The sequence below is a fragment of the Heliomicrobium modesticaldum Ice1 genome (genome assembly GCF_000019165.1).
GTDB classification, from domain to species: Bacteria; Bacillota; Desulfitobacteriia; order Heliobacteriales; family Heliobacteriaceae; genus Heliomicrobium; species Heliomicrobium modesticaldum.
This window is the reverse complement of sequence record NC_010337.2, coordinates 1,177,125-1,193,133: the sequence shown is the minus strand read 5'-3', so window position 1 is coordinate 1,193,133 and position 16,009 is coordinate 1,177,125. Positions and strand designations below refer to the sequence as shown.

At 57.4% G+C, this 16,009-nt stretch carries 11 protein-coding genes, 1 tRNA gene and 1 other RNA gene; 3 read left to right on the top strand and 10 right to left on the bottom strand.

All coding sequences use genetic code 11. The features are described 5' to 3' along the window. Positions 1–64: 64 nt before the first annotated feature. The 5 genes from HM1_RS05290 to HM1_RS05270 all read right to left on the bottom strand — a co-directional run bounded on the left by HM1_RS05290 (position 65) and on the right by HM1_RS05270 (position 6,352). A complete protein-coding gene (locus HM1_RS05290; protein ID WP_012282273.1) occupies positions 65–751 on the bottom strand; it encodes a hypothetical protein in 687 nt (228 codons plus the stop codon). Between the two features lie 497 nt (positions 752–1,248). Beyond that, a complete protein-coding gene (nifJ, locus tag HM1_RS05285) occupies positions 1,249–4,749 on the bottom strand; it encodes a pyruvate:ferredoxin (flavodoxin) oxidoreductase (protein ID WP_417999843.1) in 3,501 nt (1,166 codons plus the stop codon). 238 nt (positions 4,750–4,987) lie between these two features. Continuing rightward, positions 4,988–5,260, bottom strand: a complete 273-nt coding sequence (locus HM1_RS05280; RefSeq protein ID WP_012282271.1) for a pro-sigmaK processing inhibitor BofA family protein — start codon at positions 5,258–5,260, stop codon at positions 4,988–4,990. Positions 5,261–5,425: 165 nt separating this feature from the next. Next, positions 5,426–6,025, bottom strand: a complete 600-nt coding sequence (recR, locus tag HM1_RS05275; RefSeq protein ID WP_012282270.1) for a recombination mediator RecR — start codon at positions 6,023–6,025, stop codon at positions 5,426–5,428. A 3-nt stretch (positions 6,026–6,028) separates the two neighbouring features. Next, the gene (locus HM1_RS05270; RefSeq protein WP_012282269.1) at positions 6,029–6,352 is read right to left on the bottom strand and encodes a YbaB/EbfC family nucleoid-associated protein; all 324 of its coding nucleotides are present in this window, start codon (positions 6,350–6,352) and stop codon (positions 6,029–6,031) included. Between the two features lie 578 nt (positions 6,353–6,930). Here HM1_RS05270 and HM1_RS15725 point away from each other — a divergent pair. Together HM1_RS15725 and HM1_RS16355 are read left to right on the top strand one after the other, a co-directional pair. Beyond that, positions 6,931–7,095, top strand: coding sequence for a hypothetical protein (locus HM1_RS15725; protein ID WP_012282268.1), 165 nt, complete (start codon positions 6,931–6,933; stop codon positions 7,093–7,095). Positions 7,096–7,123: 28 nt separating this feature from the next. Then, on the top strand, positions 7,124–7,246 hold the full coding sequence (locus HM1_RS16355) for a hypothetical protein (RefSeq protein ID WP_012282267.1): 123 nt from the start codon (positions 7,124–7,126) through the stop codon (positions 7,244–7,246). Between the two features lie 127 nt (positions 7,247–7,373). Here HM1_RS16355 and dnaX read toward each other — a convergent pair whose 3' ends face one another. The 3 genes from dnaX to HM1_RS05260 form a co-directional block, all read right to left on the bottom strand. Continuing rightward, positions 7,374–9,194, bottom strand: coding sequence for a DNA polymerase III subunit gamma/tau (dnaX, locus tag HM1_RS14485; protein WP_012282266.1), 1,821 nt, complete (start codon positions 9,192–9,194; stop codon positions 7,374–7,376). A gap of 122 nt (positions 9,195–9,316) precedes the next feature. Then, positions 9,317–9,582, bottom strand: an RNA gene (gene ffs, locus HM1_RS14890) — signal recognition particle sRNA large type. A 39-nt stretch (positions 9,583–9,621) separates the two neighbouring features. After that, positions 9,622–9,715 (bottom strand) — tRNA-Ser (locus HM1_RS05260). A 444-nt stretch (positions 9,716–10,159) separates the two neighbouring features. Here HM1_RS05260 and HM1_RS14480 point away from each other — a divergent pair. Further along, a complete protein-coding gene (locus tag HM1_RS14480) occupies positions 10,160–12,148 on the top strand; it encodes a hybrid sensor histidine kinase/response regulator (protein WP_012282263.1) in 1,989 nt (662 codons plus the stop codon). Between the two features lie 119 nt (positions 12,149–12,267). Here HM1_RS14480 and HM1_RS14475 read toward each other — a convergent pair whose 3' ends face one another. After that, positions 12,268–13,965, bottom strand: a complete 1,698-nt coding sequence (locus tag HM1_RS14475; protein ID WP_187147811.1) for an HD domain-containing phosphohydrolase — start codon at positions 13,963–13,965, stop codon at positions 12,268–12,270. 244 nt (positions 13,966–14,209) lie between these two features. Continuing rightward, positions 14,210–15,367: a glycosyltransferase gene (locus HM1_RS05245; RefSeq protein ID WP_041313385.1), complete on the bottom strand. Its 1,158-nt coding sequence runs from the start codon at positions 15,365–15,367 to the stop codon at positions 14,210–14,212. Positions 15,368–16,009 lie beyond the last annotated feature (642 nt).

Below are 16,009 nucleotides of genomic sequence, written 5' to 3'. Positions count from 1 at the left end.
TGGCTCGTCGTACGAATGCTTCGGGCGACGATTGTCCCGATTGGCCCAGCCTCTAAAACTGCTGTTACCAAAAGGATCGGGGCATGAAGCGCTGCAAAAAACGCACCGGATGACCCAGCACGTCCTCCGGCGTCAGTTTCCCCTGAAAACGTTCGTCGGCGGCGTTGGCCACCACCGGGAGGTCCAGTTCCCGGGCGGCGCCGTCGACGAGACGCGCCCCTTCCCGGATGATCGCCAAGTCCGTCTCCTCGGCCAGATGGGTGTTGTTGAGCAGGCCGTGAACAGGCCCGAGGCCGCGCACATGGTCGACGATCTCCTCGACAGAGGAGGTCATGGGCCGGGAGGCGTTGATGACGGCGATGATGCGCAGGTCCTGGTCTTCATGGGCGCCGTGGAGCAGGTTGAGCGTCTTGGAGCCCTCGACACCGTAGCCGATATCCAGCACCAGGTCGCCTTCGCGGCGCAAAGACCAGAGCATGTCTCCCCGGATCAAGGTCCCCGCCTCGCCGAGGCCCATGGTGGCGCGCGTCTCCCAGGCGACCACCTGCAAACCTTTCTCCTCCAACTCCTTTTTGATCGGCCGAAGGGTGTAAAAGGGTTCGACGATGTCCAGGTCGACGATCGTCACTGGTTGCCGGCCTTGCGTCAGCAGTTCCAGGGCGCGGTTGACGGCATTCTCACTCTTTCCGCTGGCATACTCGCCAACATAGGCCTCGACGACCCGTTGGCGTTCCGTGCCGGAAATGGTCACCACCTCCGCTAGCGTGTATTTTTCCCGGCCATTGACAATTCATGCCCGGCGATGGGGCGATCTTACCTTTCTACAGGGCATCGAGGCGCAAAAGAAAAGGAGGAGAACCCCCTTGATGAGATATGGCGATGTTATCATTATGGCTACGTCACCCAATTGTAGTGAAACATTGGATACCAGTCAACGATAGATTATCAATTTGATCTGAACGTTGCAAGTTTGAGGATTGAATTCAAAATTAACGGACTTTAGCTGGAAAAAGAAAGGCCTTTCTGTTTCCCACAAAGGTGACAGAAAGGCGAGAATGACGATAAGTGAACAAGTATCGATACCGCTAGAATCTAGAATTTCAACAGGTTCAACCCAATCTCTACATTGAAATTCGCGATCCACATGACCATCGATCTCGTCGATGATGATCTCCCCGGTGAGCGCCTTTTTTGCAAAAGTCCAGCGGCTGTTCTTAGGCTGTTTTCAGAGCCGCCTCAGAGAAACCCTTAGAACGACGCCAGTCGCTTGTACATCTCATACCGCTCTTTGGCGTCCTGCTCCATCTTGCTGAAGAGCAGTTCGGCTTGTTCAGGATAGGAACGGCAGAGGGCGTTGAAGCGGACTTCGCTCATGATGAAGTCGCGGAAGGATTCAGAGGGTTCCTTCGACTCGAGGATGAAGGGGTTCTTGCCTTCCTCCTTGAGCTCGGGGTTGAAGCGGTAGAGGTGCCAGTAGCCGGACTTGACGGCGCGGGCCATCTCGATCTGGCTGTTGGCCATGCCGGACTTGAGGCCGTGATTGATGCAAGAGGCATAGGCGATGATCAGGGAGGGCCCTTTGTAGGCTTCCGCTTCCTTGATCGCCCTGATGGTCTGGTTCATGTCGGCGCCCATGGCGATCTGGGCGACGTAGACGTAACCGTAAGACATCGCCATCAAGCCGAGGTCTTTTTTCTTCGTCCGCTTACCGGCAGAGGCGAACTTGGCGATGGCCGAGAGGGGCGTCGCTTTAGAGGACTGACCGCCGGTATTGGAGTAGACCTCCGTATCCATGACGAGGATGTTCACATCTTCGCCGGAGGCGAGCACATGGTCGAGACCGCCGAAGCCGATGTCATAAGCCCAACCATCACCGCCGAAGATCCATTGGGACTTCTTGATCAGGTAGTCCTTGCGGTCAGCGATTTCGGCGAGCAGCGGATGGGTCTGGCCTTCGAGCAAGGGCAGGATCTTGGCCGTCGCCTGCTTGGAGGCTTCCGCGTCGTCCATGCCGACGAGCCATTCGTTGAAGGCGGCCTTGAGGGCAGCGTCGATGTCTTGGGTCAGCGCCTCACGGACCAAGTCAGCCAGTTTGGCGCGGATCTTGCTGACGCCCAGATGCATGCCATAGCCGAACTCGGCGTTGTCTTCGAAGAGAGAGTTGGCCCAGGCCGGCCCTTTGCCTTCCTTGTTGGTGCAGTAGGGCACGGAAGGCGCGCTGGCACCCCAGATGGATGAACAGCCGGTGGCGTTGGCGATGATCATGCGGTCGCCGAAGAGCTGGGTGATCAGCTTGACATAGGGCGTTTCACCGCAACCAGCGCAGGCGCCGGAGAATTCGAGCAAAGGCTGGGCGAACTGGCTACCCTTGATCGAATCGAGCTTGAGGAGGTTGTCCTTGATGGTGAGGGTGGTGGCGAAGTCCCAGTTGGGCTGCTGGACGGCGACCTGGCTGTCCAGTTCCTTCATGGTCAGCGCCTTCTGCTTGGCCGGGCAGGTCATGACGCAGACGCCGCAGCCTTGGCAGTCGAGGGGAGTGACCTGCAAGCGGTAGGTCAGGCCTTCAAACTGCTTGCCGCCGATGGCCTTGATGGTTTCAAAGGTAGCCGGCGCTTTGGCTTGTTCTTCGGCGTTGAGCAGGAAGGGACGGATGGCGGCATGGGGGCAGACGAAAGAACACTGGTTGCACTGGATGCAGTTTTCCTTGATCCACTCGGGGACGAAGGCGGCGACGCCGCGCTTTTCGTAGCGGGACGTTTCCACGGGGAAGGTACCGTCAGCCGCGTCGGCAAAGGCGCTGACCGGCAGCTTGTCACCCTGGAGGGCGTTCATGGGCTGGAGGATTTTTTCGATGAAAGCCGGCACTTCCATGGTGGCGGCAGCTTCATCGACGGCTTCCGCCCAGGAAGCAGGCACGTCGATCTTGACGAGCGCCTCGATGCCCTGGTCGACAGCGGCGGCGTTCATGGCCACGACGGACTCGCCTTTCTTGCCGTAGGCCTTTTTGATGCCCTCTTTCAGGTACTGAACCGCTTCTTCGATGGGGATGACGTTGGCCAGCTTGAAGAAGGCCGACTGCATGACCATGTTGGTCCGGTTGCCGAGGCCCAACTTCTTGGCGATGTGGACAGCGTCGATGGTATAGAAGCGGATCCGCTTCTCGGCGATGGTCCGCTTGATGCGGGCCGGCAGCTTCTCTTCCAGCTCTTCTGGCGACCAGACGGTGTTGAGCAGAAAGACGCCGCCTTCTTTGAGGCCTGCCAGCAGGTCGTAGTTATAGACGTAGGACTGGTTGGAGCAGGAGATGAAGTCGGCCTTGTGGATCAAATAGGGCGACTTGATCGGCTTGTGGCCAAAGCGCAGGTGGGAGACGGTGACGCCGCCGGACTTCTTCGAGTCATAGGCGAAGTAGGCCTGGGCGTACATGTCGGTGTGGTCGCCGATGATCTCGACAGCCTGCTTGTTGGCGCCGACGGTGCCGTCGGAACCGAGACCCCAGAACTTGCACTGGATGGTGCCTTCGGGGGCGGTGTCGATGAAGCTGCCCGTGGGCAGGGACAAGAAGGTGACGTCGTCGACGATGCCGATGGTGAAGCCGTTTTTCGGCTCGTCGGCCTTGAGGTTATCGAAGACAGCCTTGATATCGGAGGGGAGCACCTCTTTGGAGCCGAGGCCGTAACGACCGCCGACGATGAGGGGCTGGCAAGCGGCGTCGTAGAAGAGGGTGCGCACATCTTCGTAGAGGGGTTCGCCGAGAGAGCCCGGCTCCTTGCAGCGGTCGAGGACGGCGATCTTTTGGACCGTCGCAGGCAGGACGTCGAAGAAATACTTGGCCGAGAAGGGCTTGTAGAGCCGGACTTTGATCAGGCCGACCTTTTCGCCCCGGGCCAGGAGGTAGTCGATGGTCTCTTCGATGGTGTCACAGACGGAGCCCATGGCGACGATGATGCGCTCGGCGTCGGGTGCGCCGTAGTAGTTGAAAGGCAGATAGTCACGACCGGTGAGTTTGCCGATCTCCTTCATATATCCGGCCACGATGTCGGCGACGCCCTTATAGTAGGGGTTGCAGGCTTCTTTCGCCTGGAAGAAGATATCGGGGTTTTGGGCGGTGCCGCGGACACTCGGATGTTCCGGGTTGAGACCGCGCTTGCGGAAGGCCCGGACGGCTTCGTAGTCGACAAGCTTGGCGAAATCGGCGTAATCGATGATCTCGATCTTCTGCATCTCGTGGGAGGTGCGGAAGCCATCGAAGAAGTGCAAGAAGGGCACGCGGGACTTGATGGCCGCCAGGTGAGCGATGCCGCCGAGGTCCATGACCTCTTGGACGCTGCCGGAGGCCAGCATGGCCCAGCCGGTCTGCCGGCAGGCCATCACGTCGGAGTGGTCGCCGAAGATGCTCAGGGCGTGGCCGGCAACGGCGCGAGCCGACACGTGCATGACGCCGGGGAGGAGCTCGCCGGAGATTTTGTACATGTTGGGGATCATGAGCAGCAGACCTTGAGAGGCGGTGTATGTAGTCGTCAGCGAACCCGCCGTCAACGCACCGTGGACAGCACCGGCGGCGCCAGCTTCGGATTGCATTTCGGCTACAGTGACCGTCTGCCCGAAGATGTTCTTCTTGCCTTGGGCGCTCCACTCGTCGACATACTCCGCCATGGTGGACGAGGGCGTGATGGGGTAGATGGCCGCGCACTCCGTGAACGCGTAGGAGACATAGGCGGCCGCCTTGTTCCCGTCCATCGTTTGCATGACCTTGGACAAGCGTAACGCTCCCCTTTCAGATTGAATATTCGAATATATCGAATTTTGGAGCAATTCTGAATTGCTCGCAATTCGACCTATGAAGAGTATTTATTCGACACCCGACTTTTTCCTCCTTTTTTTTGCGCAAAAAAGAGAGGGTTCTTCAAATAAAATCCGGATCTATCCGATGCCCGTCGGGATCCCCAAAAAAATTATAGCGAAAGGGTTGCCTTATGGCAAGCGTTCACGAGATCATGAAATATTTCAACATTATCAGGAGCACCATGCCCGGGATGCCCAAGAAACCGGCGATGAGCGCGCTAGCCGGGTTTAGCGGCAAGGTCAAGCCGAAAGGCGCGCCCAGCAGGTTCGTTCCCCCGAGCAACAGCACCCCCAGAAGCGAGTTGAAGGCCAACGTAAAGAGCCATCGCATGGGACGTAAGAAGAGATGGCCGGTCACCATGAGCAGCAACACACCGGCGCCGATCAGAACCACCTGTTCTGTCGTGAGATTCACGGTTCTCCCTCCCCTTTCTCCAGATTGCGGCGGAGCCCCGAAGGAGCAGGGGGCTCCCACTACCCAATCTACGCTTGTCCCGCCATTTCAGAACGAAAAGGGGAAAAGAGACAAAACAAAAACCGGCTGCGGGCGCTCGTTCCGCCCTCAAGCCGGTTGTCGATTCTACAACTCGCGCCGGCCTTCCATCGCCCGCAGCAGCGTCACCTGATCGGCGTACTCCAGGTCGCCGCCCACCGGCAGGCCGTGAGCGATGCGCGTCACCTTGACGCCCATGGGCTTGATCAGCCGCGCCAGGTAGGCCGCCGTCGCTTCCCCCTCGACAGTGGGGTTGGTGGCGACGATCACTTCCTTTAGCTCCGGATCGGCCAGCCGGGCCATCAGTTGGCTGATCCGCAGCTGCTCGGGACCGACGCCCTCGATGGGTGACAGGGCACCGTGGAGCACATGGTAATGACCGCGGTACTCCCGCGTCTTTTCTACGGCTACCACGTCACGAGGCTCCTCGACGACACAGATGACAGCTCGGTCCCGGTTCGCGTCGCTGCAGATCCGGCACGGGTCGCGGTCAGTCAGGTTCGTGCAGACGGAGCAGTAGAGGGTCTTGTCATGGGCCTCCACGATGGCCTTGGCGAGGGCAACGGCTTCATTCCGCGGTACATGGAGCAGATGAAAGGCGAGCCGCTGGGCCGTTTTCGGTCCCACCCCCGGCAATTTGGACAGTTCCTCAATCAGCCGTCCGACCGGTTCCGCATAGTAGCGCATCGATTAGAACATACCGGGAATCTTCAGACCGCCTGTGACCTTGGACATCTCCTGACTGACCATCTCCCGGGCCTTGCGCAGCGCCTCGTTGACGACCGTCAGGATCAGATCTTGGAGCATCTCTACGTCATCGGGATCGACGGCTTCCGGTGCGATGGTGATGGACAGGATCTCGTTTTTCCCGTTGGCGACCACCTTGACCGCCCCGCCGCCCCCGGTGGCATCGACGGTGCGTTCGACCAGTTCCTCTTGGAGCTTGACCATATCCTGTTGCATCTTTTGCACTTGTTTCATCATCTTTTGCATGTCGCCCATTTTCCCGAACATCGGTAATCCCCCCTCCCAGCGTTTGGCGTCAGTAGTTTACCACAATTCAACAGCAATATAAAGCGCCGAACCGCAAAAAATAACACTGCCGCGCAAACCGCTCCCGGTCCCGCGACAGTGTTACCGACTGGGTACTAAAATAAATACCCCTCCTCTTGTTATCTCGGCGCAGGTTGCATCAACGCGAACAGCAGCCCCGTGATGACAACGGCCAGGAGGACAAGGTCCGTGTTAATCCACGAGGTCATCTGTCTCCCCCCCTTCCTGTGGTATTTTGATTGACTGTGGCGACGCTTATCCTGCTGACATCCAGTACTACAGGCTATGCTCGCGTTAAATTTGTGTTAAGCATTTTAAGATTATGTGAAGTATAGTGGATTCATTCCGTTCTGTCAATGTTTTTCCCCAGTAATTTTCCAGGCGTCCTTGCGCCGTCTCATGCACATTGAAGCCTGTCAGCCAGGCTCTCCGCCGTCACAGGCAAAGCGTATTTTCAGACCCTTTCGCGCACATTGAAATATGGGCGCAACGACAAAGACCTTGTGAAAAACGATGACGACAATGGAGGTGATGTACAGATGAGCAGTCGTGAAGGCGTCAAAAACGTCCCCGACGCGAAGAATCCGGAACTGGAACTCAAAGAAGGTCTCAATCCCGACGATTTTGAGGAAACGCCGAATACAGCGCGCGTCCGCACAGAGATGATCGTCGGTGAGAAGGGCGAAGAAAGAACCCCTTCCTGACGGGGCATGCTAAGGCGGGGGTGGTGTGATGCAGCGACGCCTGTTGGCTCGCCTGATTCCCATGGGGTTCCGGGGGTATATCATGTACAACCTCGCCCGTCTGGGAATCCGCTGGACTATGCGCAACCGCCGCTGGTTGCAGTTCCGGTAACCCCACTCCGTCCGGTTTCATGGAAAAAACTGGGAGACGATCATCGTCTCCCGGCTTTTTCCTATCGAATCTTCCATCAAAAGCGTCAAAGCGCCTCAGACAAGCCTTTAAAGCACCCAGGACAGCGCTATTCCAGCCCATCCAACCTGTCGTCGTCGTCAAATTCCACCGGCAGGTTGGGATCTTGAAAAACCTTGTCACGGATATAGGCCGGGTCAGCCCAGGGTGGGGTCGCGCCGCCTGTTCCCGCCGCCTTCGCCGGCGCCGGAGGAGCCCCCCCTCTTTGCCGCTGCTGCCGTTCCCCTCCGGGCTTCCACTGGCTTTCATGGCAGAGTTGAATCGACACCGGCCTGCCCAGGGCCTTGGAAAACTCCTCCTTGAGAGCGTTCACCACATCGCTCAATTTCGGATCGTTGGGCTGGTCATAGAGGGTGTTGTTATGGACCAGGACGACCCGGTTCAGTTCAACGCCAGCCAAACGCGTCTGTCCACGCAGGATGGAGCGTTTCAACGGGGAAATGCGCTCCAGCGCGGCAGCGAGCACATTGGGCCAGCAGGCGTTGACCTGGTCAATATGGATCGGCCCTTCGGCAAGCCGGGCTGCCGCTTTCGTCTCCTCATCCAGCTTGGAGATGGTTGCTGAGGGCATCGCAGGCTGTGGGCGCCGAAGCGCCTCCGAATCTAGGCTAGGGCGCTTTTCCCCGGAAGCCGCGCCTTGATTCTCAACTGCCTGCTGCATCTCCCGCACCTTGGCCTCGAGGCTTTCCACCCGCCGACGGAGGGCGCGCATCTCCATGTCAGCAGCGCCGCCGGCCCCGCCCGAAGTCGGTGACGCCGGCGCGTTGCCGGCGCCTTTCCCCCACTCTCGGCAGGCGATGCGGACAAAGGCCACCTCCAGCAGGATGCGCGGATGGGTTGTCCATTTCATGTCATTTTCGGCCTGGCTCAACAGGGCGATGCAGGCCTGCAGGTCGGATACGCTGTAGACGTGGCCTGTTTCTTTGACCTTTGCGGCGATGTCGTCGGGCATGTCCACCAGATCGGCGGCGCCCGGCACCGTCCGCAGGATCAACCGGTCCCGGTAGTGCCCGAGCAGATCCCGCGTCAGCGGCCGCACCTCTTTGCCCCGGTTGATCAGATCATTCAGCTGCATCAGCACATCGGAGAGCCGATCTTCCGCCAAACCCTGGGTCATGTCATAGAGTATCTCATCGGCGACAGCGCCCAAGATGGCCGTCACATCACCGCTGTCGATCTCGTTCCCGGCGTAAGAGACGCACTGATCGAGAATCCCCAGGGCGTCCCGCATACCCCCTTCGGCCTTGCGGGCGATAAAGGACAGCGTCTCGCGGGAGGCCGCGATCTCGTGATGGCGGCAGATCCGCTCCAGACGGTCGACGATCTCGTTGACACCGAGGCGGCGAAAGTCAAAGCGCTGACAGCGGGAGAGGATGGTGGCCGGGATCTTGTGCACCTCTGTCGTAGCCAGCACAAAGATCACATTGGCCGGCGGCTCCTCCAGCGTCTTCAAGAGGGCGTTGAAGGCCTCCGTCGTCAGCATGTGGACTTCGTCGATGATGTAGACCTTGTAGTTCCCCTCTTGGGGCGCGTACTTGACCTGTTCGCGCAACTCGCGGATCTCATCGACGCCCCGGTTGGACGCCGCGTCGATTTCCAGCACGTCGTGGGAGGCGCCCGTGTTGATGGCGCGGCAGTTAAGGCAGTCGTTGCAGGGTCTCACCGGGCCATGGCCGCTGCAATTGAGCGCCTTGGCCAGGATCTTGGCCGTCGTCGTCTTTCCTGTCCCCCGAGGGCCGCAAAAGAGGTAGGCATGGGCGATCCGCTGGTAGGCGATGGCATTCTGCAAGGTCCGGCTCACATGCTCCTGGCCGACCAGTTCCTGAAAGCTCTGGGGTCGCCACTCTCGGTAAAGCGCCAGATAGGCCATGATATCCTCCCACATCTCCGCCGATCGGCCGAAGCGATCCAGCTGGCATTGCGTTTACATACAGAAAAAAGATGGCTTACACCATCTTTTCTTACCGATAGGACTGCAAAATATTATTATGGCCGTGCACCCGACTTCGAACACTGGCTTCCGGGCGTTACCCCTGTAGTTAACTCAGACCAGGCTCCCCTGCGGCACCCGAAAGGGCCTACTTACCGTTGCTTCCTCCCGGACCTGGCGGGGTTCATAGGTTTCCGTTGCGCAGGACCCAATCTTCAACGTCACTTGCAGAAGCCGGACCCCACAAGTCAGGCCCTCAATTCGGGCATCCACCCCGCTGCAGCGGATTGCGGGTGACAAGGCACCGCTAACGCCCCGTGTAGCACGGCCAATCTTCACACAGAAAAGCAACCCAGAGATGGCTTGCTGGCGGAGAGAGAGGGATTCGAACCCTCGAGACAGGTTTTGCCCGCCTACACGATTTCCAATCGTGCGCCTTCGACCAACTCGGCCATCTCTCCGTGAATCTACATAGCATCAGTATATCGACAGAATGGACAAAAGTAAAGCGGAATCCGATGGGAACCGATCCAACGGTCGCTTAACTCGGGGCTTCTGTTGGGCCAAGCCCAGTTTGAGTGGTGAATGCGGCTTCCTGATCCAACGGTCACCCAACTCAGGGCTTCTGTTGGGCGGCCCATGCCGCAAGAGCCGGGACTCTCCCGTACCTGCAAACCCTTCGAAACGCTACGTTTTACAAGCCATATCATGATACCCTAAAACAGGTCTCATGTCAATCAACCCCATATCCAGAACCGCCTACCCCATAGCGGACCAGCTTCAGCAAAGCGTCCATTCCCTGCATATTTCCTTTCCTTCCCCTGGTTTCACTGGTATTATCATTATATACACGCATTCCCCCCTTCACTCGTCGTCCAGCGATATCGACCGGGAGGACTTATGCCATGGTCAGACTGGACAACCCGGAACAGTGGAAAAAAACCATCATCGGCTATTCGACCCTGGGGATCCTTGCTATCGGGATCTTGATCGCCCTGGTCAGCATCATCCCCTACTATAACCACTTGCAAAGTGATGCCGAGCAGCAACTGATCGCGGCGCTCCGCTCCCGGACCATGGTGCTGGAACAGTTTCTGTCGAAGTGCCGCGATGTCACCCTTCAGGTGACTAGCCGCAGTCAAATCAAAAAAAGCCTCTCCGCCTACTACCACGGCGAGATCAGTCGCCAGGAACTGGCCCTGTATACGGCTGAACGGCTGAAAGAAGCCCTGAACCCGGAGGCCGGCGTCATCGGCATCACCCGCTTTGACCGAGACAAACAAGCGCTGGTCCAGGTCGGCGCCGCATTGCCTCAGGAATGCCCCTGTGTCGCCGAAGACAACAGCGGCAGAGAGGCCATCCACGGCCCCGCGTTGATCGAGGGCACGCCCGTCCTCCTCGTCAGCGCCCCCATCACCACCGCGACCGGCGACGTGCTCGGCTACGATACGGTCATCTTCCGAACAGACGGGTTGCGCCATATCCTGGAAGACAAGACAGGGCTCGGCGATACGGGAGGAGTCTTGCTCGCACGCGTCCAGGGAGAGCAAGGCGAGTGGCTGTTCAACCTTCACGAGGCGTCCACCCCTTCCACCTTCCCTATTGACACAAAAGACCCCGTCGGGGCTACACTCCTGAAAGCGTCCGAGGGACAAAGCGGCCTTTACAACCCTCATTTCGTTCTGGCTCCCCACCACATCATCGCTTACGGTCCGATCCCGGACACTTGCTGGGTGCTCCTGGTCATGATGAGCTCCGACAAGTTTTACGCTCCCATCCGGGTTCAGACCAGCCTGCTCGCTGGCGTTATCCTCGGATTGATCGTCTTGGGCGTCCTGGCGATCACCCTTCTACTGCGCCTCCTGACCGGCAAAATCATCATACATGCGAGTGAAATGGAAGCAGAGATACGGCGCAAAACCCTGGCCTTGGAAAAGGAACTGCAAGAGCGCCGGCAGATGCAGACAGCCCTACAGCTGGCTAAAGAAGAAGCCGATGTGGCCAACCGCGCCAAGAGCGCCTTTCTGGCTAATATGAGCCATGAGATCCGCACCCCGATGAACGCCATCATCGGCATAGCCGACCTGCTCTGGGAAACACCGCTCAATGAAGAGCAAAAAAAATTCGTCCACATCTTCCGCGATGCCGGCAACAATCTCCTGGCGCTGATCAATGACATCCTCGACTTGTCCAAGATCGAGTCAGGCAAACAGGTGTTGCAGCCCGTCGAATTCTACCTGGACAACCTGGTCAACGATACAATCGCCCTCTTCTCCACCCGCGCCCAAGAAAAGGGCCTTGAACTGACGGTGCGACTGCCCGATGATATCCCTCGCCTTCTGTTGGGCGACGTCGGCGCCCTCCGTCAGGTGCTCTTCAACCTCCTCGGTAACGCCATCAAGTTCACCGAAACAGGCGCCGTCTCCCTCCACATCGAAGTCGCTGACCCGGTGGTATCGCCATCCGGCGCAACAGCAGATCCTAACCCGCCCCATTTTCCCGGCCAACCGGTCCACCTGCGTTTTTCCGTCATCGATACAGGCCTTGGCATCCCACCGGAGTGGCAAGACCGAATCTTCGACAGCTTTACCCAGGTCGACGCCTCATTGACACGGCGATTCGGAGGAACCGGCCTCGGCCTCGCCATCTGCAAACGCCTCGTCGAACTGATGGGCGGACAGATCTGGGTCGACAGCGAACCGGGAAAAGGCAGCACCTTCACTTTCACTGCTTGCATGGTCGCCCTTCCGCCACCTCACTTGCCCCCCGCCGTATCTGTAGAGAACCGTCTCCCCGAATCGGCGGGAAGCTCGGAGCAAGCGCCGGAACCGGATGGACGGCACCGCCGGGAAACAGGCGCTGCTTTGCCGCCGACTGCAACGAAGAGCCGGTGAAAAAGCATCCATTGTCGTTTGCCCTGAACCGGCACCGCTGCTTCTCAAGCGAAAAAAGGACAGAGAAAAAGCGTAAGAAACAGAAGCAGCAGGCGCATCACATAGCCCGCTGCTTTTTTCTACACCGTCGCATCGGCGGTCCGAAGTACCAGTGCCATCAATTCGTCAAAATGCTCGACGACAATCGTCGCCAGATGGGGATCGAACTGGGTGCCGGCGTGCCTGCGCAATTCTTCCTGAATGACACTGGGCGGCAACCCCTTGCGGTAAGGGCGGTCGCTGGCCATGGCGTCAATCGCGTCGGCGATAGCGATCACCCGGCTGGCTATCGGAATCTCCTCACCGCGAAGTCCGAGGGGATAGCCTTTGCCATCAAAGCGTTCATGGTGGTGATGAACGATATCAGCCACCTTTCGGAACATCCTGATGGGCCGCAGCAGTTCGGCACCCATGGCCGGGTGGCTTTTCATCTCGGCAGCCTCATCGGCGCTCAAAGGCCCCGGCTTCTGCAGGATGCTCTCCCGAATACCTATCTTGCCCACATCATGGAGCAGTCCGGCGATGCCGATCGTTTCGATCTCTCCGTCGGGAAGGCCCGCCAGACGGGCAATCGCCCGCGACAGGAGCATCACCTGTTCGGAATGGCCGCCCGTATAGGCGTCGCGCATGTCGATCGCCCGGGAGAGCGTCTTAATCATCTGCCAAAAGGCGTTGTTCAGCGATGTGTAGGCATTGGCGTTATTGAGGGATATGGAAACGGCCTGGGCCATTTCGGTCAGCCGTCCCACCATCTCATCGGTGTAAAAACCGGGTTCCCGGCTGCTGACAATAATGGCGCCCAAGGCTCTTTCCCCGGCCATCAGAGGAACATACACCGTCGAATGGTACCCCAAGGCGAGGAGCTCCTCCTCTTGCAAGCCCATCGCCTCCCGGCGCAGATCTGCGCAGATCCGCGGCTGTCCCGCCGCCGCCACTGCCAACAAGCGCGTCTGATCGAGGGGAATCGAAAGAGACAGGATCCCCGCTCCCTGAGACTCCCAGATGTAACACTCAGCTATCTTCTTCTCCTCTTCCCACACGGCGATAGAGATCGCTTCCGCCGGCACACGCACCCGGATGTGGTCGATAATCGTCCCGATCACCTCGTCCCGTCGCGCATTCTGCGCCAAGGCGCTCCGAAAGATACGGTCCAGCGACTCCAGCGTCTCCACCTTTTCCGCCAAGCTCGCTGTGGCCTTGCGGATCTCTTCCTGCAGCAACGCCTGGTGATCGGCCACGGCCGCGGCCATCTGGTTAAAGGCGATGGCCAGCGCAACCGTCTCTTCCGAGCCCGCTTCCGGGACACGGACTGACCGATCGCCATCAGCCATACGGCGCGCCGCTTCTCTGAGACGAACCAGCGGCAGGGTGAGCCGGCGGCTGATCCAGGCGGAGAAGGCCACAGCGGCAAGCGAAGCCAGACAGGCCACGGCGACGGAATAGTCAAAACGCTTTTTCTGCTGTTTGCGGAGGTCTGTCATCCGGACTGCGATCTCTACTGTCCCAAGGGTCTTATCAAGTTCCAGCACCGGAACTTGTTCAATCAGCACATCGGTCACGTAAAAGGTTTTCTCCCGTTGCGTCACGACCCTGCCGTTGGCGTCAAGCACACGGACATACTGGATATTCGGCTGGTTCAGAAGCGCCCAGGCCAGGGAATTGATCCGCTCGACATCCCCTTTCTGCAATTCCGATCCGACAGCGCTTGCCAGAAGGGTTGCCCCAGCCAGCGCCTCATTGCGCAGCGCCTCTTCCAACTGTGCGCGTTCCGTCCGCATGAAATGACCGGCCATTACCAAAATTCCGGCGAGGCTCAGGGTTGTCAAGGCGAACCAGAAGCGAAAGGCCGTCCCCCGAAAACCTGACACGGTCATCGCACCTTTCCAATCACAGTTCCGCACCCGAACGAGTCCTTGTCTTCATTATGGACACTTTTTTGATGCTTTGGCAAGACCAAGATAAAACCCCGCCAGCAGGAGACGCTGATGGGGTCTTGCCGATCTTCTCTTGTGATCTGCCGCTCTAATCTTCAATCCAGCGGAGCAATCTTTCGGCCCTCTGATGCCAATCCATCGATGCCACCCGTTGAATTTCCGCCAGGGACTGCTCGCTGCTCCAATGAGCAGGAATTTTTCCAAGCAAATCCAATATATCTTGATGGGTTTTTCCTACATAGATGACATCCTGAAACCGCATCGCGCTTGGCAACGCTGTTGAAAGGACCGGCTTGCCGGTGGCCATATACTCATACAGCTTCAACGGATCCGATGCGAGCGAATGGGGTTCATAATTCCTCGGCAATAAGAGAATATCAAATTGGTATAAAAAGTGCGGTACCCGCTCATAAGGGATCGAATCAATAAATCGAATCCTCGGGTGTCCTTTCAACTGCGACACAGCTGTGCTGTAAATTGGCCCTACCAGCGCAATGGAGCCCGTTTTTATGTGTTCTGCCATCTTCAAGATAAGTTCAAAGTCTATCCAACTCGTCAGGGCGCCGATAAAACCGATCACAGGCCTTTCCAGCCCATTTAATTCAGCGATAGGCCTTGCGTACTCTGGACGATAGGAGAATCTCTCCACATCCAAACCGTTTGGGAGCAAATGAATGTCATTCTGAAACTTCGCAGAAAACTTCTCTACCAGATACGGTGAGACGGCAGTGACAACATTCGCTTTATTAACGAGTTCTCTAAAACGGTCTTCCAGCACTGCTTTTTCATCAGGGCGGATCCCGGGAAAACCAAGGTTGTCGTCAAGTATATCAAAAGCCATCCTCTTTGGTTTTAATGCCATCATCGTCTGATAGGATTGCCCGATCCCACCCGATGAGAGGTACAAAAGACTGTCTTCCCGCCAATCGTCCCCCAAAAGACTTGCCATGAGGGAGGCTAGCCGTTTATTCACCCAAGAATTTTTCATGCTTCCCAGACCGAAGGAGGAGGGGATTGTTTCAAGCGGCGGAGTGCAAACGATGACGCCACTATCGTCGCGACAAGCCCAATCCATGGCAAAGGAGTAGTTTTCTCGTACGGCCCGTTGAAATCCCACACTTGGATTGATAAAGATCCTTTTCTTTCCCTTAAATGCCCTCGTCATAGACCGCATGGTGTCGCTGATCGTCTTCTCGTGCCAAGGATAGGGGTACATACCCAGTACGATAATGTTTTTAATTCTCATCGCCGCTCCCTCTTAACTTGAGATCAGAGAAGACTCCCTGCTTATTAGGAAGTACCGGCAGTGTTTCCTGTTACCCAACCCTGAAAATTTGACCGAAATAGTCTTCCCTATTATCTATCATATTATAATTCCCCTGCAGAAAGTAACCCCGAAACGAATAAGCTATCATTGCGCCAGGCAAGTGGAAAATCAGGAGGAGCCTCTTTGAATTTTTTGAATAAAATTTTTGCAGGGAAATCATATTATCTTCGCCCATGTGTTGCCCCGGCAAGAGCAAAAAGAAAAAACAAATCAGGGAGTCACCCCCCTGATTTACTGTAGTTATGTCGTCACTACGAAAGAATCGCTTTGCCGAACGGCCAAAGAGGATTAGTGCATAGGGATACTAGTCTTTCAGGACGAAGTAGAAAGGAATGTGGAGGAACAGGAAGAAAAAGGCCAGGATGTGGGCGACATTAAAAGTGGGGCTGTACATTTCCATTGGGCGTACACCTCCTTTTTTCCACATTTTCCCTGAGCACTGGCCGACAGTCTCCCTTGCGACCAGAACTCGGCTATATATAGTTTAACGTATTCGACGCCATTTTGGTTATTCCTTTTTTGAAAAAAAATTAAACAAACATGGCGCTTTGCCGCCAGAGA